This is a genomic window from Ancylothrix sp. D3o (assembly GCF_025370775.1).
In the GTDB taxonomy this organism is placed as follows: domain Bacteria; phylum Cyanobacteriota; class Cyanobacteriia; order Cyanobacteriales; family Oscillatoriaceae; genus Ancylothrix.
In genome coordinates this window covers 25,810-48,286 of record NZ_JAMXEX010000003.1, presented here as the reverse complement: position 1 = coordinate 48,286, position 22,477 = coordinate 25,810, and the positions used below count along the sequence as shown (strand labels likewise).

Here is a 22,477-nt window from a genome sequence, read left to right as displayed (position 1 = left end):
AAACAAATCCCTAATAACAAATAACAAATATGTTTAATTTAGAAAAGTCTCAAGGGGATGATAAGCGTTTAGAAAAATTCTGGATTTTGGCCCTCACCGGTTGCGCGTTTTTTTTATATAGTGTTGATCTTGATAATTTGCCTTTGCGTGATTGGGATGAGGGGATTGTTGCCTCGGTGGCGCGTGATATTTTTCTTTCTTCTAATTGGCTTTTTCCTACTCAAAATGGCGAAATTTATTTGAATAAGCCTCCCTTAATTCATTCGTTGATTGCTGTGGTTTATCACTTTGCTGGGGTGAGTGAGTGGTCGGCAAGATTTGTCCCCGCCATGTTATCGGCGTTATGTGTTCCGCTTTTATATGGGGTGGCGCGTGAGGTTTTCCCCCGCCGGACACCGGCTATTTTTTCGGCTTTGGTTTATCTTACGTTGTTGCCGGTTCTCCGTCATGGCCGGTTGGCGATGTTGGATGGCGCAATTAATTGTTTTTTGCTATTAACAATTTGGTGTGTTTTACGTTCCCGTCGAGATTTACGTTTTGCCTTTGGTGTTGGTTTGGGTTTGGGTTTAGTAGCTTTAACAAAAGGAATTTTAGCGATACTTTTGTCTACAATTGTAGGGATTTTTATTCTTTGGGATACGCCGCGTTTGTTGCGTTCAAAATATTTGTGGTTTGGGTTGTTTTTGGGGGCGTTACCGGCCTGCGCTTGGTATGGGTTGCAAATTCTCCACTATGGTGATGTTTTTGTCAAAAATCATTTATTAAATCAGTCGTTTAACCGCATTGTGACAAAGGTGGAGGGAAACACCGGCCCAGTTTGGTATTATCTGCTGGAACTTTTAAAATATGGCTGGCCTTGGTTATTTTTTGTGCCGATGGGGTTGCGCTTATTGTGGGAAAATCGGACGATGGGCTGGGCAAAGTTAATTTTTGTTTGGGGTGGGGTGTACTTAACTGTCATCTCGTTGATGCAGACAAAATTACCTTGGTATGTGTTGCCGGTTTATCCGGTGTTGGCGTTGGTTTGTGGGGTGAGTTTGGCTGAGATGTGGGGCCGGCGGATTGTCAATCGCAGGTTTTTTCCCGTATCAGAGTTACAGAAGGGAAAAATTTATTCTGGCTGGTGGGTGGGGGTGTTTGGGTTGTTGGCGGTGGTGGGTTTGGCGGGATGTGTTTATTTTGGGTTTGGGCCGGTTATTGAACCAGATATCCAGTTAGTGATGGCTTGTGTGGCTGTGACAATGACGGCGGTGGCGTTTTTAATTTTCCAACAAGATCCGCAGTTTATTTTAGTTTTGTTTTGGGGTTGTTATTTGTCGTTGACTTTGTTTGTGATCAGTGATCATTGGGTCTGGGAATTAGCAGAAAATTATCCCGTTAAGCCGGTGGCGGAAATTATTAAAAAATCAACTCCGCCAGGGAAGATTATTTATACTTCGTTTGGATATAACCGGCCTTCTTTGGATTTTTATAGTAACCGCCGAGTAATTGCCGCGAGTTTGGAACAACTGCAAAAACACGCCCAACAAGAAGATAAACCGTATTTGTTATTGGATGAAAAAGCATTGCAGAACATCAAAATAAATGGGAAGAAAGAATTGGGAAGAAAGGCCGGGTGGATATTGGTAACAGGGGATTAGTATATTTGAGAAAGTTGCGGTTAGAACGAGATCAGCAAAAAGTATGGCTATATCAAATTTATACTCCTGAGATTTTTGAATAAAAAGTTTAACTCACTGCTTGATGAGCATTACAGGTTAAAGCCTTATTTTAGTGGCGGTGGAAACGAATTTTACCGAATCAACTTTTCCGGGGGAATGTCGCTACATTTTTAATCTATAGATTCGATGGTTTCGGAGACTTCTTGTAATATTTTTTGAAAAGGGGTGTCGGCGGGGGGTGTCCAACCGGAGAGAGTAACAAAAGTGACACCGGCAGCCACAACACCGGCCACCACAGCTATAAGAGAAGGACGTTTTGATAAGCGCACATCGCGCCAAACTCTGGCCAGAGGTCGGCTTTGTTGACGCAGAGTGCGTCCCACCGCTAGGCGGCGGAAATTAAAAGGATCACGGACATAATGACCACTGGCAGAAATAACCAAACGTTCTTGGCAATAGGGGCAAGCATAAAGACCGCCAAGCACAGGAGGAGTTGGTAAAGTGCTGGTACGGTTACAGATCGGGCAACTGACGGAATGGCTGTCAAAGATGTGAGCGTTCATTGGTTTATCCCGCTTTCCCAATAAAAATGATAAATTTTGGCGGAGTTGTTAATGAAAAAGGCCGGTGAAAAAAGCCGGTGGTGTGAGAAGTTGGGCATCGGAAAGCCTATCTGCCCGACACAGCCCTAAAAAGAGAGCTTTTGCTGGCGCTAGTGGGGGTTTATCTTGCAGCGCAACATCCTGAAAGCCCTAGCATTGTGCCAGAGGCCGATACCGCTGTGGGAGTTTTCCACCTATTTCTAGTCTACTGCCGTTATTTAAATCTTCCTAGCGGGGGGAGAGGGTTAATTTTGGCAGTAAGAAGTGTTTTAGCTTTGGAGATTGGGAATTTGCCAAGTTAGTAATTTTTGTAAAGCTGGGCCGTCGGTAAGGTTGTAGTGTAGGGGCGTGAGGGTGATGTAGTTGTGGCGGATTTTTTCGACATCGGTGGGAATGCCGGCCGGTAAATGTAAGTCATGGGGTTGTTCGACTTCTTCGAGGACTTCACCGGCCAGCCAGTAATAAGTTTTGCCACGCGGATCTACTCGTTTTTGAAAGACATCGATATACCGGCGTACTCCCAGACGGGTGAGGGCGACACCGGCAATTTCTTCGCTGTTGACCGGTGGAATGTTGACATTTAATAACATCAGGGCCGGTAAGGGGTTGTTTTGAAGGTCATCGAGTAGCTGTTTGGCGTATTGGGCTGCCGGTTTAAACTCTCGCAGAGTATAGGAAGCGAGGCTGAAAGCGATACTGGGGATGCCTTCAAGTAGCCCTTCCATTGCGGCGGAAACGGTGCCGGAGTAGAGGATATCACTGCCGAGGTTTTGGCCTTGGTTGATGCCAGAGAGTACAAAATCAGGTTTAGAGTCAAGTAAGGCCCATAGTGCCAGTTTTACGCAGTCGGCGGGGGTTCCCGAACAAGACCAGGCTTTGACGGCGGGGTGAAAGATAGACTCAACAATTTCGGCGCGGATGGGTTGGTGGAGAGTGAGGCCGTGTCCGGTTGCTGAACGTTCTTGATCTGGACATACGACGCTAACATCATGGCCGGCGGCGGCTAGGGTGTTAGCGAGGCTGCGAATACCGAGGGAAAATATGCCGTCGTCGTTGCTTAAAAGGAGTTTCATGGTTGTGTGGGTAGGAATTTTACTAGGGCAACTCCACAAATGTACAATGACATATCTGCGTTTATCTGCTATAGGATGCGGTTTTATTACTTTTAAACATGGCCGCAAGATGCCGGCCCCACAGATGGAGTTTAGGGTTTTGGGGATGGATTGGGTTAAACTCGGATTGACTGCAATTTTTAATGATATCTTTGCGATGAGTACGACTGCGCTTTCAGATTTAGAGGCTCAATTGGATACGCTGCTTCACGAGGGGCAGCAGGCGATTACCAGTGCTGATAGTTTAGAACGTTTGGAAGAGTTACGGGTTGGCTATTTTGGGAAAAAGGGTCAACTTTCTAAGATTTTGGGCGGGATGGGCCGGTTGGATGCTGCTGATCGGCCTCGAATTGGGGCCATTGCAAATCAGGTAAAGGATGCGCTGCAAGGTGATTTGGATGCGAAGCGGTCAGCCCTAGAATCGGCTGCTATTCAAGCCCAGCTTGAGTCAGAAACGCTGGATGTGACGATGCCGGCGGTGTTTCGTCCTCAAGGTCGAATTCATCCTTTAAATGGAATGATTGACCGGGTTTTGGATATTTTTGTGGGGTTGGGTTATACGGTGGCCACCGGCCCGGAAATGGAGAGTGATTATTATAATTTTGAGGCTTTGAATACGCCGCCGGATCATCCTGCTAGGGATATGCAGGATACGTTTTATTTGCCTGATGGAAATTTGTTACGGACTCATACTTCGTCTGTGCAAATTCGCTATATGGAAAATCACAAACCTCCGATTAGAATTGTGGCACCAGGTCGGGTTTACCGGCGAGATACGGTGGATGCTACTCATGCGGCGGTTTTCCATCAAGTTGAGCTTTTGGCGATAGATGAGGGGTTGACTTTTAATGACCTCAAGGGAACTTTGAAGGAGTTTTTACGGCAAATTTTTGGGGAAGATTTAGAGATTCGTTTCCGTGCTAGTTATTTCCCGTTTACGGAACCTTCGGCGGAGGTTGATGTTAAGTGGAAGGGTAAATGGTTGGAGGTTCTGGGCTGCGGTATGGTTGACCCCAATGTGTTAAAACAGGTAGGTTATGACCCTGAAAAATACACGGGTTTTGCAGCCGGTTTTGGGGTAGAACGTTTCGCTATGGTTTTGCACCAAATTGATGATATCCGCCGCGTTTATGCTAGTGATTTGCGCTTTTTACGGCAGTTTTAATTTTGACAAATGAGATGATAACGAGTGAAAGATTAAACTGGTTTAAATTTGTAACCCAAATCAAAGGCTCGGTTATTCCTGCTGTTTTGGGGAGGGTTTGGTTTTGTGGTTTTTTGGGGTTTATTGTCTCGGTTTTGTTTTATTTTAAGCTGCCGGTTAATACTCCGATTTTTGGGTTTGTTCCTAATATTGTGATTGGGTTGTTGTTAGTTTTTCGGACAAATACGGCCTATGAGCGGTTTTGGGAAGGACGAAAACTTTGGGGCGGTTTGGTTAATACTGTTCGCAATTTGGCTCGGCAAATTTGGGTGGCTATTGATGAAAAAGAACCCCAGGATGCTCAGGAAAAAATTGCTGTTTTGCGCTTGTTGGTGGCTTTTGCAGTGGCCACAAAATTACATTTGCGCGGCGAAAATGTTAACTCTGAGTTAGAAAGTTTAATGTCTGCCGAACGTTATGAAAAACTCAAAAGTATGAATAATCCTCCCCTAGAAATTGCGTTTTGGATTGGGGATTATTTACAAAAACAACATGACCGAGGTTGTATGAATAGCTATCAACTAGCAGCACTTTATAAACTGCTTGATGCTATGGTTGATATGTTGGGAGGCTGTGAGCGAATTTTGAGAACTCCGATGCCTTTGGCTTATGCTATCCACTTGAAACAGTTGTTGTTGATTTATTGTTTATTGTTGCCTTTTGAAGTTGTGAGTAAGTTAAATTGGTGGACGGGGCCGGTGGTTGGTTTAGTGACTTTTATGTTGTTTGGAATTGAGGAAATTGGCCTGGAAATTGAAAATCCTTTTGGGTTAGACGCAAATGATTTACCGCTGGATACTATCTGCGGGACGATGTTACGAAATATCGAAGATTTAATGTCTCTCTACCCTAGTGTTCACTCTCATTCTGTTAATTTGGCGGAGATGTAGGATTGATAATTTAGGGGGTTTCAAGATTTTTCTTGATTTCGTTTAAGCACAGTTGTTGTGCTTTTTGAAAGTAGCTGGACATGATAAAAGCCATGATGGGATAAGCTAGGGGCGAGGTTAATTCAAAATAAAATTCCCAGGTGAGAAAGGTTGAGTTTGCGGCGTTGGGGGTGGGGGTAAATGTCCAATCTCCGCCGCCGCTTTTTACTAAGAATGAAAAGGGGGGTTTAAAACCTTTGACGAGGCGATAGGTTTGTTTTGTGGGTCGTTTGAGTGTGATAATTTCTTCATCAATGATCGAACCGTCTGAGTTGGTGACGCAACGAGTTACTCCTTGCTGCATTTCGCCTCCGCCGGCTATTTCTGCTTTGCAAATGGCGGGGATAACTCCATAACCTTTAAAGACTTTGGGTAAGTTTTCTAGGTTGGTTGCAAAGTCAAAGACTTTTTCGGGTGAGGCTTTGATTTCGATGGCGGCTTGGCTTTGAATTTTCATGGTTTTTTGGAAATAAAAGTTTAGGGAAATTTTTTTGCGGTTATTGCCGTTGTATTTTAACTTTGATTGGGCACCAGGCAATTAGGGATCTGGGGGTTTTTTGAATGCTCGCCGGAAATGGGGGCCGGTTGTCGGTAAAATTAAGCTGTTATCTTCAACGAAAAAAACTATGGCAGTTGTTCACTTAGCAATTGAAGGAAAAGGGGCTGTTGAAGCCGCCGAAGCGCTTGTGGCAAGCCCTGATATTAATGGAATGTGGCAGCCGGTGGAAGCAACAAACCGGGAGTGTATCCATTCGGTGATTCTTAATATTATCTTGGTTTCGAGTGGGGAAAAACTTTCTCAAGAAATCAATAGTTGGTATCAGCGGTACAAGAAGGCTGAGGCTGATAAAAAAATTGATAATGTGGTTTTGGTGGCGAATGGAAAACGCTTAGTTGTCAAAAATTCCACTCTTGATGAAATTCGGAATGTGATTTTCGCTAAGTAGGTTTTTGGCTGGGCTATTCACCCAGCCTACTTTCTCGGAAGTGTTAAACTAAATTGAAGGAGTTTTTGGAGTTAAGTTTATGCCTTCACCTTTTCCGGGGATGAATCCTTATTTAGAACATCCTGATTTTTGGCCGGGAGTGCATCACTGGTTAATTATTGATATGGCAAGATTTTTATCGCGTCAGCTATTCCCTAAGTATTTGGTTTCGGTTGAAGTGCGAATGTATGAAACGGCAGGCGATGATTCTATGTTGGTGGGCATTCCTGATGTGACGGTACAGCGTTCTTTTAGTTCAACGAAACCAACAGAAACTAATGTTGCGGTTGCTGAATCACCGGCACAACCTCAAACGGTAATACTTGCTGTGCCAGAGATTGTTAAGCAAGGCTATTTAGAAATTTTAGAGGCGGAAACAAAAGAGGTTGTCACGGCAATAGAACTTCTTTCACCAGTTAATAAACGTTCGGGTAAAGGACGCGAAACTTATCAAAAAAAACGCAATCAAGTGTTAGGCAGTTTTACGCATTTGGTGGAAATTGATTTGTTGCGGGGTTGGCAACAAATGCCTTTAGTTGGTAATGAAATTCAAAGTGATTATCGAATTTTGGTGAGTCGGAGTAACAGCCGGCCTCGTGCTGATTTATATGCGTTTAATTTAAGAGATGAAATTCCTAAGTTTCCCATTCCTTTGAAATCAGAAGATGTTGAGCCGGTGGTGGATCTACAATCGTTATTAAATACAATGTATGATGATGGGTGCTATGTAGGAAAAATCAATTATACCCGTGAACCGTTGCCGGCTTTTTCAGAAAATGATGCGGTTTGGGCTGAGAATTTGTTGAAAGAGAAAGGATGCCGGTAGTTTACTTATTCGGATCGCTAAATGCCGGATTACTAATAAAGCTTTCACTGTAGACATTTTCAGGAAAGGAAAAAGACTAGCAGAATTAATTACCTATAAAGAGGGCCGGTGGCAACGCAAAATAAAGCCCTCTGGATATCCTTTATAACAGCACTTTTCCCATAATTAATTATTTCTTTTAATCTATAAAAATATTCAAAAAAAGCAGTTTGAATGGCCGACTACACCGCTCAATCACAGCGCATAATTTTTAATATAAAAACAAACTAGCTTTTCCCTCCCCCACCTCTTCGATCACCCGATAAAATCAGCAAAAAAATCTCACTCACTCCACAACCACAGCCCAAAACATTTTGCCAAAATCACTCGCCCTACCCCAATAGTAGATTTGCTACAAGCCCGCACATTTGTCAAAATAGAACAACCCAGCAACCGCCCTCGCAAAAACCTCTGATAAAAACCGCTCTCAACGATGTAGAATCTGTAAGGATTCCTAAACGCTGAACATGGACTGGACAACCCCTTTAAAATCTCAACAAGCAGACTTTATCAAAAGGCTGAAATCAACACCGGCTCATCTGTTGGACAGCAAAACCAGAGGATGCCACAGCGAAACCGTCACCATATCAGGCGAAAGACTCAAACAAATTCGCCTTGATTGCAAAAAATTAATCTTCCAAGCCGAACAAATAGGCTCAGTTCGAGAAATATTGCGAACTTATTTACAACAGCATATTTGTGAAGAAGCCCTTGCCATTTGCTTAGATAATCTCATCACAAAACGCGACACAGAAGAACGCAAAGAAACCCAAGAAAACGTCCATTTTACCCTTACCGGCAGCCCAGAAATAGGCATACACATCGCCACAGCCCAAGCAACTCCCGACACCGCCGAATGGAACATCCAACCCGCACAACTCCAAAACAACAAAGTTATAATCTGCCTATTGCTAACAGAAACAGTAAACGAAAAAAACTCAATTTTTCACCCAATCCTAGCCGGATTTTTACCCGTTGACAAAATAGCAAACCCCCACATTTCACAAACCCTAAAAATAACCGATTTACTTTATGCCGGCGGTTTAGCAAGCTATCTGCAAACCCCCACCATCCAACCAGAAAAAAACTGGCTGCAAATACTCACCGGCACCTCCACCTACGTCTATCCCCTCGCCATCAGCGGCGACGGCAAAATTCTGGCTTCCAGCAACTATGACGGCAGCATCAAACTTTGGGAACTCAACCACCCAGACCTAACCAAAGCCCTAGCCGGTCAACCCCGGTCATTTTACCCAATTTCTGGCACCAGCAACGGTCAACCGCTGGCCTCCAACAGCACCGACAAAAAACTCAACATCCTACACACCGCCACCGCCAGCTTACTGAGATCCTTAGCCGGTCATACCTCCGGCATCAGTTCCATCGCCCTCAGTGCCGACGGCCAAACCCTACTTAGCGGCGGCTACGACGGCACCATCAAAATTTGGCTGCTCAGCACCGGCCAACTGCAACGCCGTATCAGCGCTCATTCTGGCATGATCAAACCCCTCATTATCAGTACCGATAGCCAATTGATCGCCAGCGGAAGCATTGACAAAACCGTAAAAGTATGGTATGCAAGCACCGGCGAACTAATCCAAAGCCTCCCTCCCCAGGCAGATGCCATCGTATCCATCGCCATTGCCAACCAACTGCTAGTTAGCGGCACCCAAGACGGCACCCTTTCAATTTGGCACCTCGAAACCGGCAAACTACTCAACACCCTCAACGGTCACTATGGCAGCGTCCGCTCCATAGCTATTAGCCCCGACGGAAAAACCCTCGCCACCAGCAGCAGCGAAAAAACCATCAAACTCTGGAACCTAGAAACCGGCCAACTGCAAACCATCCTCACCGGCCATAATGATCCGATCATCAACCTAGCCCCCAACGCCAACTGCCAAACCCTAGACCTCAGCCTACACCGGCACCCCAACCCAGGCTGGTAATAGAAATATCCCAACAGCGGCAAGCCGGTCAAAGCCCCGAAGGGTAGCAAAGCCAATCACTAATGACCACCCTCGCAAAAAACCAAATATTAAGATATAACCAAAAAGTAATTGTGTCCATGTAAATAAATTGAAACCATAAAACCATGTCACCTCACTCCTCGCCGGCTGTCCTCCTAGTGGACGGCTACAACATCATTGGAATATGGCCAAGCCTAAAAAAAACCCGTGACTGCGACGGTATGGAGGCTTCCAGGCGAGACTTAATTGAGGCAATGGTTAACTACAGCGCCTATCGCGGTTATGACACCCGCATCGTTTTTGACGCCTATTATCAAGACAGCCCAGGCAACCGCGAAGAAATCACCCGTTATGTGTGCGTCCACTATACCGAATTTGGCCAAACCGCCGATACCTTCATTGAAAAAACCTGTGCCGGGTTTCGCTACGAAATGGCCCGCAGCAAACAACGCCTGATCGTCGCCACCTCCGACCGCGCTCAACAGCTTACCGTCGTTGGCTATGGTGCCGAATGGATGTCTGCTCAACAATTAGCCTTTGATGTGGACTTCTCTGCCACCAACCGCCGCAAACAGCAATCAAACAAAAAAAACTCCCGCAGAATGCTTTTCAGCGCCCTTGACCCCGCCGCTCAAGAACGCTTGGCCCAATTGCGGATGGGCCACCGGCTTTAACACCAACCCCCGAAAAAAAATTTTCAAAAAAATTTGCCAAAGGTACTTGCCAAATCCTGCCAGAGGTTGTTATTGTATTAAAGGTGATGCGAAACGTTCCTCGGTAGCTCAGTGGTAGAGCGGTCGGCTGTTAACCGATTGGTCGCTGGTTCGAATCCGGCCCGGGGAGTTAAATATACAAATAGATTTTTCCTTTTAGAGCTTAGATAGAAAAGCCAGTCTAAACTCTAAAAAGAAAGTTTAATAACTGATAGCTTTATGGCTCTAGGTACTTCTGGAAGCTTCGTTAATTTCTGGTCACTTGACCCGGAAATTGTATTTTTGAATCATGGTTCGTTTGGTGCTTGTCCTTTGCCGGTGTTAGCCGCACAGCAACAGTTTAGAGAGCAACTCGAACGCGAACCAGTGCGGTTTTTTGGCCGGGAATATGAACCCCTGCTGGATGCAGCACGCGCTAAACTGGCTGAATTTGTAGGCACCGCCACTGATGAGATAGCTTTTGTCCCCAATGCAACAACAGGGGTAAATACTGTTTTACGTTCTTTGAATTTTAAGTCAGGCGATGAATTATTAACCACTTCCCACGAGTATAATGCCTGTCGCAATGCTTTGGAGTTTGTAGCTCAACGTGCCGGTGCAAAAATTGTCATTGCAGAAATACCCTTTCCTATTGCATCACCGGCCCAAATTATTGAAGCCATCTTGCCCAAACTTTCTGTCAAAACACGGCTAGTTTTAGTAGATCATATCACCAGTCAAACCGGCCTAATTTTTCCCATTCAAGAACTAGCAAAAAAACTCAGTTCCTTGGGGATAGATATTCTCGTAGATGGCGCTCATGCACCCGGTATGATTCCCTTAAAATTAAACGAATTGGGGGCAACGTATTACACCGGCAACTGTCATAAATGGCTCTGTGCGCCAAAAGGTGCGGCATTTTTATATGTGCATAAAAGCCGACAAGAATTGATTCGTCCTTTAACAATCAGTCACGGGGCAAACTCTCCCCGCAAAGAGCGTTCAAAGTTTCAAGTAGAGTTTGATTGGATGGGAACCCCTGACCCTTCAGCCTATTTATCAGTGCCGGTGGCGATTGATTTTATGGAGTCATTATTACCGGGTGGTTGGGAAGAATTAAGAGCAAAAAATCACGAGTTAACATTAACAGCAAGAAAGCTGCTTTGTGAGAAATTAAAAGTACCCGTGCCTTGCCCTAAAGAAATGATAGGCTCAATGGCATCTCTGCCTATTCCTGATGGAAATGCGATGGAATTACACGATATTTTGTTTGATGAATTTGGCATAGAATCGCAGATTATACCTTGGCCACAATTTCCAGGCCGGTTGTTAAGAATTTCTGCTCAAATTTATAATAACTTGGGCCAATATGAATATTTAGCAGAAAGTTTAATCAAAGTTTTGGCCGGTTGAATGTTGTTTTCAATCTAATCGCTCATAACTGAGGGTCTTTGGTAGCGGGTAACTCCTCTAAAAAACATCGAAATTATTTTGCTATTTCAGGAATCTCTAGCGGTTTTCAATGAGCGGGTTTTTTCAAATACCAAACTGGAGATAATTAGTCATAAAACCGATCTCTTATCCATAAAAAATGCTTAAGAAGATAACTATTTAATTTCTTTAATAAATTCCCAAGTCATACCCACTACACCTACAGTTGCCAAAACCTAAACCAGCACTCCTAAAAATCAGGATATCCCCAACGCTTCTATAACAGCGCCGTCATTTCCTAACAAACTAGAGAGTCAGTTTTGATGCAGCAAAGATACACAATTTGTTAATATCTAACAATGGGCACACATACCTTCTAGCTTTAACTCTCAGCAGTCGCAGAAGCACTAGGAAACTTTTGTTAACTTGTGGCTCTTAAAAATAGAACCGACAAGGATAGGTTTTAATCGCGGGGAAAATCCAGTATGGCAAATCTAAACTCTGAAAAAGCTCAAATTAGCTCGATTTTAGCTGGTGAAGCACTCGCTTTATTTAACCTATCGCTAGATTTATTAAGCGTCGCTGGCTTGGATGGCTACTTCAAAAGAGTTAACCCAGCATTTACCCACACACTGGGATTTTCTGTAGAAGAACTAATCAGCCGCCCCTTCATTGAATATGTGCATCCCGAAGATCGCGCCTCCACCCTTGGGGAACTACAAAAACTCAACACCGGCACACCCACTCTCTACTTTGAAAATCGCTACCTTTGCCAAGATGGATCATACAAGTGGCTAAGTTGGACAGCAGTACCAATCCCCGAAACCCAACTAATGTATGCTGTCGGCAGAGACATTAGTGAGCGCAAGCAACTCGAAGCCGCCAGAGAAACTGCCAAGCAAGAATTAGAGCAAAAAGTCAACGAGCGAACCGCAGAGCTACAACAAGCCTATGCCAGATTAGCAGAAAGAGAAACCCTATATCGCACCATCGTCGAAACTGCCAATGAAGGAATCTGGCTACTCGATACCAACGCCTGTACCACCTTTACAAATCCCCAAATGACAGAGATTTTGGGCTATAGCGAAGACGAAATGCTCGGTCGCAGCCTCTATGATTTCATGGATGAGAGCCTCAAAGCCGAAACCGAACAAAAATTCGCTCGCCGGCTGCAAGGTAAAAGAGATAGCCTTAGTTGCCAATTTCGTCATAAAGATGGCTCAACTGTGTGGGCAAATGTCTCTGCTAATGCCGTCTTTGATAGCCAAGGCAAAGTAATAGGAGCCTTGGGAATGGTAACAGACATAACAGAACGCCGCGAGATCGAGCAAGCCTTGCAAGAAAGCCAAACCCGCACACAAATCGCCCTGAACATTGCGCGGATGTTTTCCTTTGAGTGGAACCCTTTTACCGACGTGGTGCGACGCACGGTAGACTGTGCGCCTCTGCTGGGATTGCCCTTATCAGAAGCAGAACAGGAGACGGGTACAACTTACATCAAACGCATCCATCCCAGCGATCAGGAACAATTCCTCGCCTTGCTGCAAAGTATAACTCCTGAGAACGATACCTATGTAACTACCTATCGTCTGATCAGACCCGATGGCAGTGTTGTGATTCTCGAAGAAAGCGCCCGTGCTTTCTTTGAAGACAGAAAGCTTGTGCGGCTGATTGGCATCACACAAGATGTAACCGAACGCGAAAACACCGCATTTGCCCTGCGCCAAAGCGAACGACAGTTAAGGGTAATTCCCGAAGCCATTCCTCACCAAGTTTGGACAACCCTACCGGACGGGCGAATAGACTATTACAACCAGCGTGCCTATGATTACACCGGCGCAACACCAGAACAATTACAAAATTATGGCTGGACAGAATTTATCCATCCAGAAGATTTACCTCGTCTGGGAGCCGCTTGGAATCAGGGACTAGAAATAGGAAAAAACTATCAAATCGAAGCACGGATGCGTTCTCGTGATGGCGTTTATCGCTGGTTTTTGTCGCAGGCGGTGGCGGTGCGAGATGAACAGGGACAAATTATTAAATGGTACGGCACCAATACAGATATTCACGACCGCAAACAAGCAGAAGAAGCTTTGCGAGAAAGTACAGCAATTTTAAATGCAATTAATGAGACAACACCCACATTGATTTATGTTAAAGATCGCCAGGGACGCTTTTTGATGGCTAATCCTACAGTTCTGCGTTTGCTGGGTAAAACAACAGAAGAAGTAATCGGTAAAACTGATTTAGATGTTCTGATCAATCTTAAAGAAGCAGAGAGAATTACTGCCAATGATCTCCTAGTCATGGAATCAGACGAAGTGCAGGTTTTGGAAGAAGTCGTTCAATTTTTAGATAGAAAAGGTACTTATATTTCCATCAAATCTCCTTACCGAGACGAACAAGGTAACGTTATCGGTTTAATTGGGATTTCTACAGAGATCACCGAGCGAAAACAAGCAGAAGAATCCCTGCGGCAAAGTGAGTTGAACTTCCGCACCTTAGCCGACTGTATGCCGCAAATTTTCTGGACGGCTAGAGCGGATGGTTTTTTGGATTACTACAACCAACGCTGGTATGATTACACCGGCATGACCTTTGAGGAAACTCAGGGTTGGGGTTGGGAAGCAGTGCTCCACCCAGATGATGTAGAGAAATGCGTTCATATTTGGAGCGAAGCGGTACGGACGGGTACAGCTTACCAAATTGAATATCGCTTTAAACGAGCTTCTGATGGTCAATATCGCTGGCATTTAGGAAGAGCATTTCCCTTACGGGATGAAAACGGCAAAATTATTAAATGGTTTGGTTCAGGCACCGATATCCACGACCAAAAACAAGTAATTGCCGAACGCGATCAAGCGCTTGAAAAAGAACGCCTAGCCCGTGAGCAAGCAGAAGCAGCTAACCGCAGCAAAGATGAATTTTTAGCTGTTCTTTCCCACGAATTGCGAAGTCCCCTCAACCCGATTCTCGGCTGGACAAAAATGCTGCAATCGCGTTCATTTAACGAAGCACAGGCTCAAAAAGCCCTAGCTACAATCGAGCGTAATGCCAAACTTCAGGTACAACTGATTGATGACCTGTTAGATATTTCTCGCATCATTTCGGGTAAGTTAATTCTTAATCAAACTCCCGTTTTCCTTGTTGACATAATTAAGGCGGCACTAGAAACTGTCCAATTGTCTGCTAAAGATAAATCTATTGAAATTGAACTTCACCTGGAAGCCCAGAGCGAACCAATCTTTGCTGATGCCAACAGGGTGCAACAAATTCTCTGTAATTTGCTGTCAAATGCTATCAAATTTACAGATAAAAATGGGCGGATATTTGTGCGTTTGTCAAAAAATAACGGCTATGCCCAACTTGAGGTTAGTGATACTGGAAAGGGTATTAGCCCAGATTTTGTCCCCCATGTTTTTGAGTTATTCCGTCAGCAAGATAGTTCGACAACTCGACAATTTGGAGGTTTAGGGCTGGGATTGGCGCTTACTCAGCAATTGGTTAAAGCACATGGGGGTCATATTACAGCCGAGAGTTTGGGTGAGGGTAAGGGTGCGACTTTTACGGTTTGGCTGCCAATACTGGCTGCTGCTGAACCAGCTACCCCCTCAGCGCCAGATTCGCAACCGAGTATGACTTTGCAAAACGTTCGGATCTTGGTGGTAGATGATGAACCAGACTCTCTGGATATTATGAAAACGCTTCTGGAGATGGAGGGGGCTGTTGTGACGGCTGTGGAAAGTGCGCCGGCTGCTTTGGAAGTGATAACTAAATCTAATTTTGATCTGCTCATTAGTGACATTGGAATGCCAGGAATGGATGGTTATGGTTTGTTGGCTCATATTCGCCAGTTGCCGCCAGAAAAAAGGGGTTTACTTGTGAAAGCCGATGGCATGATTAAGGCGATTTCTGTGAGTGGTTATGCTGGAGAATGGAATCAACAGAAATCTTTACAAGCGGGGTTTTCTGAGCATATTTCTAAACCTTATAATCCGGCAGATTTAGTTGCGAGGATTGTTTCTCTTTTGAGTGAGTATTCAAAGAGTAAATAATTAGGCGATATTTAAAGTTTATTTGCTTTTCTACAAAACTCTTTTTCTAAGAAACTCATTTTTTTAGGCCGGTTTCTAAAAAAGTAGGCTTTTTCAAGAAAACTGATTTTTGGGTGTTTCTGCACCACAGTAGCCCTAAGAAAAACGCTATATATGGATAAGAGCATCAATCATAGATAAACATAACTGTATAAATCTGTAAATCTCCACACAGTTAGATGCCATCCCCTCAATGCTAACCCTAAAATTAATAACCGAAAAATCCATCAATTTCCCGCTAAACTAGAAATTGTAAACAAATGTAAAGCCATGAAAGATAAAGTAGCCGTTATTGTAGGAGCCACCGGCGGGATAGGCTCTGCCGTCACCCGAAAACTGGCCGCACAGGGAGTACATCTCGTCCTAGCCGCCAGAGACGTCAACAAACTAGACAACCTCGCAGCCGAATTTTTAACCCCCTCGCATCTGTTGCCGGTGCAAACAGACATCACCGACCCCCAGCAAGTCGAAATGCTGATGAATAAAGCCGTCGGACAATTTGGCCAAATCGACATTCTGATTAATGCTGCCGGTGCCGGCATCCTCAAACAGTGGAACAAACTAGAACCAGCCGACCTAGACAAAATGTTAGACCTAAACCTCAAAGGCTGCTTCTACACAACCACAGCAGCCGCCAACATAATGAAAGAAAGACAAACCGGCCATATATGTAACATTATCGGCATTTTAGGAAAACACACAATGCCAATGGCAGCCGCCTATTGCGCCTCAAAATTTGGTGCAGTTGGCTTCAGCAAATGTATCGCAGAAGAACTAAAACGCTACGGCATAAAAACCACCTTATTTTACTTTGGCGGCATTGATACCCCCTTTTGGGATACAGTCAACCTAAAAGTAGACCGTAAAAAAATGCTCAGTGCAGAAACCGCAGCCGAAGCCATAATGTTTGCCCTCACAGCCCAACCACAAGCCGTCCCAATGGAAATAAACATCCAACCAGAAAGCCACCTTTTTTTCTAACTTTAAAAAAGCCCGATATTTCAAAAAATCGGGTTTCCCAACCCCCCAAAAATTCATCCCATTTATCTGCGTTTATCTGCGTTTATCTGCGGTTAAAAAACCCCCCCATGCAAATAGATCACATCCACTTCTACCTAGAAAACGCCAAAGAATGGCGAAACTGGCTGCAAAATCGCCTAGAATTTCAACCCATAGCCACCGCTATCAACACCCACACCCACAGCGAAATCCTCAAAACCGGCCAATCCTACTTTATACTATCTTCCCCCCTTACTTCTGCTAGTCCCGTAGCACACTATCTCTCACTTCACCCAGCCGGTGTAGCAGACATATCATTTTTTTTGCCCAAAATAGAAGAAATTGTCAGCCAGTTAGCCCCAGAGAAAATTATCGAGCCGGTGCGCCAAACACAAACAAACACCGGCATCCTAAAATGGGCAAAAATCAGAGGATGGGGAGACTTAACCCACACCTTAATTGAAACCACCGCACCGATCAATTCTTCTCAAAAATGGTCAATTATCCTCGATAGTAATTTAACTTTTGTACCCACTCCTCACAAACAAAACATACCCATTTTAGGTATCGATCATATAGTTATCAATGTCGGCGCAGGAGAACTAGAACCCGCAATTACTTGGTACGAAAACACATTAAAATTAACCCGCCAACAAAGCTTTAATATCCAAACTCAAAACTCAGGATTACGTTCGCAAGTTTTAAGAGCAAAAGAAGGAAACGTACAACTACCATTCAACGAACCCACGACAAAAAACTCGCAAATCCAAGAATTTTTAGACATCAATCGCGGTGCCGGTGTCCAACATATCGCCCTTGCCACACACAACATCATCACCACCGTTAACCAAATAAGAAAAAAAGGCTTAGCCTTTATAGAAGTTCCCGATACTTACTACAGCGAACTGCAAAACAAACAAGAAATTAACCTTTCTAAAAGCGACTGGCAACAAATTCAACTTTCACAAATCCTCCTAGACTGGCAACCTCAAACCCTCGACGCTGACGGGCAAAGCCAGAGTGTTTGCCCTCTTCTTTTGCAAACCTTCACCCAGCCAATCTTCAAACAACCCACGTTTTTTTTCGAGTTAATAGAACGCCGGTTAGAAGCAAAAGGATTTGGAGAAGGAAACTTTAGGGCTTTGTTTGAAGCCATCGAACGTCAACAAATAAAACGTAGTCAATAGTCATTTGTCATTTGTCCTTTCTAGGAATATGTTTTTTTCTAATGACTAATGACTAATGACTAAAAAGGACAAATTAACGCAAAAAGCAACTTACCAACCAGAGGACAAAAAACGCAATTAACGTAATAAATTTTTCCTCAGATAAACCAAGCAACGCCACCTGTGAAAGCAGCGCACCCAAAACCAAACCAGCAACCAAACCAGTCAGAGTTAGCACCAAAGACCGGCCAAACCTGCCTTCCTTGCGATTGAGGAAATAAAGCGCCGCACCCACCCCCAAAGCCAAGGATAACTGCAACACCGAAGCCCCAATCGTAGAAACCGCACTTAAAACAGCCAAAGTGCCAAACACCCCCGCCGGCCACAAAATCTCCGAAGGAGCAGGCCGGTCGATAAGTTTTTGTAACCAAACAGGACTTTTAGAAGCCGGTGCAGACGCCGCAGCCGGTGGCGGAGTTAGCTTTTCGGGAAAACGAATTCCTTCTGGCACCTTAATTTTGCCCTCTTGGCGCATCCGTAAGCGATCCATCAAAATCGCATCATACGCAGCCTCGATGCTCTCCAGACGCTTGCGATCCCCACTGTATTGCTGTAAAAGCCGGTTGCGAGCATCTTGGATTTCATCAAAAGAAGCCGTTTCCTTGACACCAAGCTTTTCGTAATAATTTTCGCTCATTTTTTCTTAAACCTCCCTGCCCTAAAAATTAGCTTAGCTTGATCTCCGCCTACAAGTTTTCCCAAAAGCCGGTTTTCTTACCCTCAAGCAAGTTCCCTGCTGACAATTCCTGACCACTGCACCTTTCTGAGATTATCGCGCCGATAGGAAAAAAAATGCTCTGGAGTTTGATAAGTACAATAAGGCGCAATCGCCACTTGTTCAGGTGCAACCCCCAACTGCTCCAACTGTAAACCAATCACTCGCCGCACATCTAAACGCACCTTTCCTGGTTCTGGATCATCCAAAACCCCTACATCAGAAAACTGGTCTAACAATGACCCTAGCTTGTCTGAATTTGAACCGGCCACAACCGAAGCACAAACAGCCTCCGCCACATCTTCCGACACCTGATAAACTTCACCAGCTATCGCCGGCCCCATCGCTAGGAGCAAATTCTCTAACCGGCAGCCTTGTTCCAGCATTCGCCCAATTGCCTGCGGCACAATTTTGGCAGCAGTTCCCCGCCAGCCAGAATGAACCGCCCCCACCAAACCGGTTTGCCTATCCGCAATCAACACCGGCGTACAATCCGCACTCGCCACCCATACCGCTTGCTGAGATTGTTCCGTCACAAGTCCATCTGCTTCGGGGTAAGCAACACTTTCTGGCTCAGAGACGGGAAAATCCGATATATCACCTATTTGATTAGTTGTCAATACCGTATTTCCGTGTACTTGCTTCACTCGGTAAACCTCAGCTTGGGGTTGTAGCGAAGCCACCAATTCTGCCGGTGAGCGAGGCCAGCAGTGGTGGGTGAAAAAGCCATGTGGCCATTTTTCCAAAAGACTGCAAGTTAAATAGGGCAGTTCGTTCCAAGTTTGCCAGTGCCAAGTGTACATGAGATTTTGGTTGTGGGCGTAAATTGAGAATACCCGGACTTAGACTTTAGATTTTGCTGTTTAGATTCTCAAGCTGTAGTTGCCAGGGCAGCTTTTATGACAACCTGATTGATCGGCACGTCAACTTGATAATATTTTACAGACTCCTGCCAATTTCGGGATCGCGCGCAGCCAACTCACCTTTAATAACCTCAGCAATATTTGCCGGCCCCGATTAATCCCCCAGCGCCCCTGAAGATCCGGGTCAGAATTTTAGAACCAGAAACCAAGATCAGCACTCACAAAGCCATCAGTCAATTGTCGAGGCCGATTTTCAACGCCTATATTTAATTTCTCCAGCTAAAAACTTTACAAAACCATTGATTTGATGAGAGAAAAACCACTCCCCTGTTTCAACCAAACCCACCCAAACTCAAACGAGCGGGCGGAATTTCAAGAAGAAAACCACCTCCCTCTGAAAACCCGCCTCTAGTTTGCTGTGGTATTCCTGCGGTGTTAAAATTGCCGCTCGACCGTTTAAACTTCCAGCTTAATCCAAACCCAAGAAAGATGAAAAAAAAAGAGCCTTATTTATAAATCTACCCGCTGGTTGAGGAAAAACTTTTTCCCAAAAACAAACAACAGTACACCATCTGTCCTAAGTATGGATTACTATAAACTTTGGTTCGACTGTCCCCAGGGTGCTCCCAAAAAAAGCTGACACAAACTCGTATAAACCCTTCGTTCGTTACTTTCAAACAATACAAGAGTCTGGAATATGCAGAAACCGTTAGGAAAGCCTGGTTCTAATTACATAACCCTGATGCGGGCGATAGTTGGCTGCGGCAGTATAGGAATACTCAGCAGTGGAATCGTTATGGCCCAAAGCCAAGGCGCACCCGATGGCATGATTGATGCCACAACCTACTCAACTCCCGTCAACCTCGAACCGGCACCCGCAGACATAGCACCAATTGCCCCGCCAGAAGCCGCACCCATAGACATCCCCGTATCCGAACCAGGCACACAAGCGCCCATAGACTACAGTAATGTTTATATAGATCCCACAAACTATAATGTCGGTAACACAGAAAATTATTACGAAGAACCGAACTCAGTTGTTTTATCAGAACGTTCGAGCGGTTGTGAAGCCGTCTTAGGAGCCGGTGAAAGCCCCGCTGGCGGAGTATGCGGTGGAGGAGTGGAAGCACCGGCCTACGAACCCGAACCCCCAGCAACAGCCTACGAACCCCCAGCAACAGCCTACGAACCAGCAGCACCGGCCTACGAACCCGAACCAGTAGCACCGGCCTACGAACCCCCAGCACCGGCACAAACAGCAGAAGCCGATTTTCCCCCTATCCAAGTACCCTATGCGCCAAACTCCGAAATTCCTGCAAGCGCACCAGTTCCACAGCCAGAAATCGCTCAACAAGAGCTAAATTACGGTAATCCCACTTCGGCCCCAGAATACCAACCTGAAATTTACAGCCAACCCGAAGAAGCTATAGCCAGTGATATACAGCCGGTCAATGTTGGGCCATTAAATGTGAGCGCCAATGGCATCGGTTTTAGTTCCTCAGTGCCCAATGACGGATACAGCTATAACCCATCAATCCCAAGGCCAGCTTTACCGATATTCCCCGGTAACGGCAACACAAGTATTTTGTTTCCCCTGAGTATTCCCTCCGCCATCACCTCAGCCTTTGGCTGGCGCATACACCCAATTTCTGGCGGAAACAGTTTCCACAGCGGTACAGACTTAGGGGCACCAATGGGAACGCCGGTACTTGCAGCCTTAAGAGGCATCGTTGAAGTCGCAGACTACTTAGGCGGATATGGTTTAACCGTCATCGTCAAACACAGCCAAGGAACCCAAGAAACTCTCTACGCTCACTTATCAGAAATTTTAGTCCGCCCCGGACAGCCGATAGAACAGGGAACCCCCATCGGACGAGTTGGCAGCACCGGCAACTCCACCGGCCCACACCTGCATTTTGAATTCCGCCAACTCACCGCCAACGGTTGGGAAACCCTCGATGCCGGTGCCCAACTCGAAATCGCAATGGCTCAAATGGTACAAGGATTTCAAACCGTCCAAGCACCACCTACACCGCCCTCAACCAAAAAAGGCGAAATTCCTGTGATTGCCTTACCGGCACCCCAAACCCCCTTACAAGGGCCCGTTCTCGAAACCGCATCCGTCATAGCCAAACCTCCGGCATCTCAAGCCGCACCCAAACCCATCTCCCTACCCCCCGTCCCCCCAGTCGCGCCAAAAACGCAAGCTAGGGCGAATTAAATGCCCCCAACCCCCCCTTTTTTAGGGGGGATTTTTTAAATTTTCCCTCTTAAGCGCCGGCCCCCAAGACTCGCAGTTACATAAACCCGTTTTCTGCTAAAAAGCTTTCTGTGATAACCTCTTCAGCCTGTTGCCGGTGGTTTTGCAAAGGCGCATTGAAGCCGAGAAACTTTTCCACATATTTGCCAATAATATCGCCTTCGAGGTTGACAAAACTACCCGGTTTGAGGTACTGCAAATTAGTTTCTGCCCAGGTAACAGGAATAACAGCAACTTTAAACCAAGAACCGGCCTTGTCACATTCGGCAATAGTTAAACTAATGCCATTGACAGCAATACTGCCTTTGTTGACGATATATCGGCCAATGGGACTGGCGCTAACGCTAAAAGTAACTTCCCACGACGAAGCAGTTTCTAGGGCTTCCTGCAAGCAGCCGGTACCGTCCACATGGCCGGTGACAAAATGCCCTCCTAATTTACTGCCAACCCTCAGCGACGTTTCGAGGTTGACATAGGAAGCTTCTTCGGAAAGTCCCAGAGTTGTGCGACGTAGCGTTTCTGGGGAAGCCGCCGCCACAAAACCGTTTTGGAGAATTTCCTCAACGGTGAGGCAAACCCCATCCACTGCAACACTGTCGCCAAGCGCTAAATCTTGTAAAATCGCCTTAGCACCGGCTGGGTGGCATAAAATTCTTACTCGCTCTGAGCTTATTCGCTCTAGGGAGCCTAGTCCTTGAATCAGTCCTGTAAACACAGCAGTTTGGTGATATCTGATCGGATATCTCCCTATTGTTGGCCGGTGAGTCCATCGCTGGCAAGCCGGTCAGCTTTTAGGGTGAAGATCGCTTGTCAGATTCTCACGGTTGTGGTTGTCAATCTGGGAGGGGATCAAGGCATACTGGTA

The 22,477-nt window shown here is 45.4% G+C and carries 18 protein-coding genes and 1 tRNA gene; 13 read left to right on the top strand and 6 right to left on the bottom strand.

Going from position 1 to position 22,477, the window contains the following annotated elements; translation table 11 throughout:
* Nucleotides 1–29 precede the first annotated feature (29 nt).
* Nucleotides 30–1,640, top strand: coding sequence for a glycosyltransferase family 39 protein (locus tag NG798_RS07590; RefSeq protein WP_261221617.1), 1,611 nt, complete (start codon nt 30–32; stop codon nt 1,638–1,640).
* A 191-nt stretch (nt 1,641–1,831) separates the two neighbouring features.
* On the opposite strand, the gene NG798_RS07585 is transcribed toward NG798_RS07590, so the two are convergent.
* Both NG798_RS07585 and surE read right to left on the bottom strand, forming a co-directional pair.
* Nucleotides 1,832–2,224, bottom strand: a complete 393-nt coding sequence (locus tag NG798_RS07585) for a hypothetical protein (RefSeq protein ID WP_261221615.1) — start codon at nt 2,222–2,224, stop codon at nt 1,832–1,834.
* 308 nt (nt 2,225–2,532) lie between these two features.
* On the bottom strand, nt 2,533–3,336 hold the full coding sequence (gene surE / locus NG798_RS07580) for a 5'/3'-nucleotidase SurE (RefSeq protein ID WP_261221613.1): 804 nt from the start codon (nt 3,334–3,336) through the stop codon (nt 2,533–2,535).
* Between the two features lie 196 nt (nt 3,337–3,532).
* Here surE and pheS point away from each other — a divergent pair, with 196 nt between their 5' ends.
* Nucleotides 3,533–4,540, top strand: a complete 1,008-nt coding sequence (pheS, locus tag NG798_RS07575) for a phenylalanine--tRNA ligase subunit alpha (protein ID WP_261222171.1) — start codon at nt 3,533–3,535, stop codon at nt 4,538–4,540.
* A 17-nt stretch (nt 4,541–4,557) separates the two neighbouring features.
* Nucleotides 4,558–5,469, top strand: coding sequence for a bestrophin family ion channel (locus NG798_RS07570; protein WP_317619570.1), 912 nt, complete (start codon nt 4,558–4,560; stop codon nt 5,467–5,469).
* Nucleotides 5,470–5,479: 10 nt separating this feature from the next.
* On the opposite strand, the gene NG798_RS07565 is transcribed toward NG798_RS07570, so the two are convergent.
* Nucleotides 5,480–5,965, bottom strand: coding sequence for an SRPBCC family protein (locus tag NG798_RS07565; RefSeq protein ID WP_261221611.1), 486 nt, complete (start codon nt 5,963–5,965; stop codon nt 5,480–5,482).
* A 169-nt stretch (nt 5,966–6,134) separates the two neighbouring features.
* Here NG798_RS07565 and NG798_RS07560 point away from each other — a divergent pair, with 169 nt between their 5' ends.
* The 9 genes from NG798_RS07560 to hppD all read left to right on the top strand — a co-directional run bounded on the left by NG798_RS07560 (nt 6,135) and on the right by hppD (nt 17,735).
* Entirely contained in the window at nt 6,135–6,455 is a 321-nt protein-coding gene (locus NG798_RS07560; RefSeq protein ID WP_261221609.1) for a hypothetical protein, read from the top strand.
* 79 nt (nt 6,456–6,534) lie between these two features.
* Nucleotides 6,535–7,320 (top strand): DUF4058 family protein, encoded by a 786-nt coding sequence (locus NG798_RS07555; RefSeq protein WP_261221607.1) that lies wholly within the window; start codon nt 6,535–6,537, stop codon nt 7,318–7,320.
* 506 nt (nt 7,321–7,826) lie between these two features.
* A complete protein-coding gene (locus NG798_RS07550; RefSeq protein ID WP_261221606.1) occupies nt 7,827–9,308 on the top strand; it encodes a WD40 repeat domain-containing protein in 1,482 nt (493 codons plus the stop codon).
* Nucleotides 9,309–9,454: 146 nt separating this feature from the next.
* Entirely contained in the window at nt 9,455–10,003 is a 549-nt protein-coding gene (locus NG798_RS07545) for an NYN domain-containing protein (protein WP_261221604.1), read from the top strand.
* A gap of 97 nt (nt 10,004–10,100) precedes the next feature.
* A tRNA-Asn gene (locus NG798_RS07540) sits at nt 10,101–10,172 on the top strand.
* 89 nt (nt 10,173–10,261) lie between these two features.
* Nucleotides 10,262–11,434: an aminotransferase class V-fold PLP-dependent enzyme gene (locus tag NG798_RS07535; RefSeq protein ID WP_261221603.1), complete on the top strand. Its 1,173-nt coding sequence runs from the start codon at nt 10,262–10,264 to the stop codon at nt 11,432–11,434.
* A gap of 503 nt (nt 11,435–11,937) precedes the next feature.
* Nucleotides 11,938–15,510 carry a PAS domain S-box protein gene (locus NG798_RS07530; protein WP_261221601.1) on the top strand — a complete coding sequence of 1,191 codons (3,573 nt, stop codon included), beginning with the start codon at nt 11,938–11,940 and terminating at the stop codon, nt 15,508–15,510.
* Between the two features lie 309 nt (nt 15,511–15,819).
* Nucleotides 15,820–16,530 (top strand): SDR family oxidoreductase, encoded by a 711-nt coding sequence (locus NG798_RS07525; protein ID WP_261221600.1) that lies wholly within the window; start codon nt 15,820–15,822, stop codon nt 16,528–16,530.
* A 107-nt stretch (nt 16,531–16,637) separates the two neighbouring features.
* Nucleotides 16,638–17,735 carry a 4-hydroxyphenylpyruvate dioxygenase gene (gene hppD, locus NG798_RS07520; RefSeq protein WP_261221598.1) on the top strand — a complete coding sequence of 366 codons (1,098 nt, stop codon included), beginning with the start codon at nt 16,638–16,640 and terminating at the stop codon, nt 17,733–17,735.
* 73 nt (nt 17,736–17,808) lie between these two features.
* On the opposite strand, the gene NG798_RS07515 is transcribed toward hppD, so the two are convergent.
* Together NG798_RS07515 and pgeF are read right to left on the bottom strand one after the other, a co-directional pair.
* Nucleotides 17,809–18,411, bottom strand: coding sequence for a CPP1-like family protein (locus NG798_RS07515; RefSeq protein WP_261221596.1), 603 nt, complete (start codon nt 18,409–18,411; stop codon nt 17,809–17,811).
* A gap of 83 nt (nt 18,412–18,494) precedes the next feature.
* The gene (gene pgeF, locus NG798_RS07510; RefSeq protein WP_261221594.1) at nt 18,495–19,292 is read right to left on the bottom strand and encodes a peptidoglycan editing factor PgeF; all 798 of its coding nucleotides are present in this window, start codon (nt 19,290–19,292) and stop codon (nt 18,495–18,497) included.
* Nucleotides 19,293–20,049: 757 nt separating this feature from the next.
* Here pgeF and NG798_RS07505 point away from each other — a divergent pair.
* Nucleotides 20,050–21,573 carry a M23 family metallopeptidase gene (locus tag NG798_RS07505; RefSeq protein WP_261221592.1) on the top strand — a complete coding sequence of 508 codons (1,524 nt, stop codon included), beginning with the start codon at nt 20,050–20,052 and terminating at the stop codon, nt 21,571–21,573.
* A 76-nt stretch (nt 21,574–21,649) separates the two neighbouring features.
* Here NG798_RS07505 and NG798_RS07500 read toward each other — a convergent pair whose 3' ends face one another.
* Nucleotides 21,650–22,327, bottom strand: a complete 678-nt coding sequence (locus NG798_RS07500; protein WP_261221590.1) for a riboflavin synthase — start codon at nt 22,325–22,327, stop codon at nt 21,650–21,652.
* Nucleotides 22,328–22,477 lie beyond the last annotated feature (150 nt).

Excerpts from the sequence above, each read along its gene's own strand:
- NG798_RS07590 (WP_261221617.1), top strand. The coding sequence starts at position 30 with ATGTTTAATTTAGAAAAGTCTCAAGGGGATGATAAGCGTTTAGAAAAA.
- NG798_RS07585 (WP_261221615.1), bottom strand. The coding sequence starts at position 2,224 with ATGAACGCTCACATCTTTGACAGCCATTCCGTCAGTTGCCCGATCTGT.
- surE (WP_261221613.1), bottom strand. The coding sequence starts at position 3,336 with ATGAAACTCCTTTTAAGCAACGACGACGGCATATTTTCCCTCGGTATT.
- pheS (WP_261222171.1), top strand. The coding sequence starts at position 3,533 with ATGAGTACGACTGCGCTTTCAGATTTAGAGGCTCAATTGGATACGCTG.
- NG798_RS07565 (WP_261221611.1), bottom strand. The coding sequence starts at position 5,965 with ATGAAAATTCAAAGCCAAGCCGCCATCGAAATCAAAGCCTCACCCGAA.
- NG798_RS07560 (WP_261221609.1), top strand. The coding sequence starts at position 6,135 with ATGGCAGTTGTTCACTTAGCAATTGAAGGAAAAGGGGCTGTTGAAGCC.
- NG798_RS07555 (WP_261221607.1), top strand. The coding sequence starts at position 6,535 with ATGCCTTCACCTTTTCCGGGGATGAATCCTTATTTAGAACATCCTGAT.
- NG798_RS07550 (WP_261221606.1), top strand. The coding sequence starts at position 7,827 with ATGGACTGGACAACCCCTTTAAAATCTCAACAAGCAGACTTTATCAAA.
- NG798_RS07545 (WP_261221604.1), top strand. The coding sequence starts at position 9,455 with ATGTCACCTCACTCCTCGCCGGCTGTCCTCCTAGTGGACGGCTACAAC.
- NG798_RS07535 (WP_261221603.1), top strand. The coding sequence starts at position 10,262 with ATGGCTCTAGGTACTTCTGGAAGCTTCGTTAATTTCTGGTCACTTGAC.
- NG798_RS07530 (WP_261221601.1), top strand. The coding sequence starts at position 11,938 with ATGGCAAATCTAAACTCTGAAAAAGCTCAAATTAGCTCGATTTTAGCT.
- NG798_RS07525 (WP_261221600.1), top strand. The coding sequence starts at position 15,820 with ATGAAAGATAAAGTAGCCGTTATTGTAGGAGCCACCGGCGGGATAGGC.
- hppD (WP_261221598.1), top strand. The coding sequence starts at position 16,638 with ATGCAAATAGATCACATCCACTTCTACCTAGAAAACGCCAAAGAATGG.
- NG798_RS07515 (WP_261221596.1), bottom strand. The coding sequence starts at position 18,411 with ATGAGCGAAAATTATTACGAAAAGCTTGGTGTCAAGGAAACGGCTTCT.
- pgeF (WP_261221594.1), bottom strand. The coding sequence starts at position 19,292 with ATGTACACTTGGCACTGGCAAACTTGGAACGAACTGCCCTATTTAACT.
- NG798_RS07505 (WP_261221592.1), top strand. The coding sequence starts at position 20,050 with ATGCAGAAACCGTTAGGAAAGCCTGGTTCTAATTACATAACCCTGATG.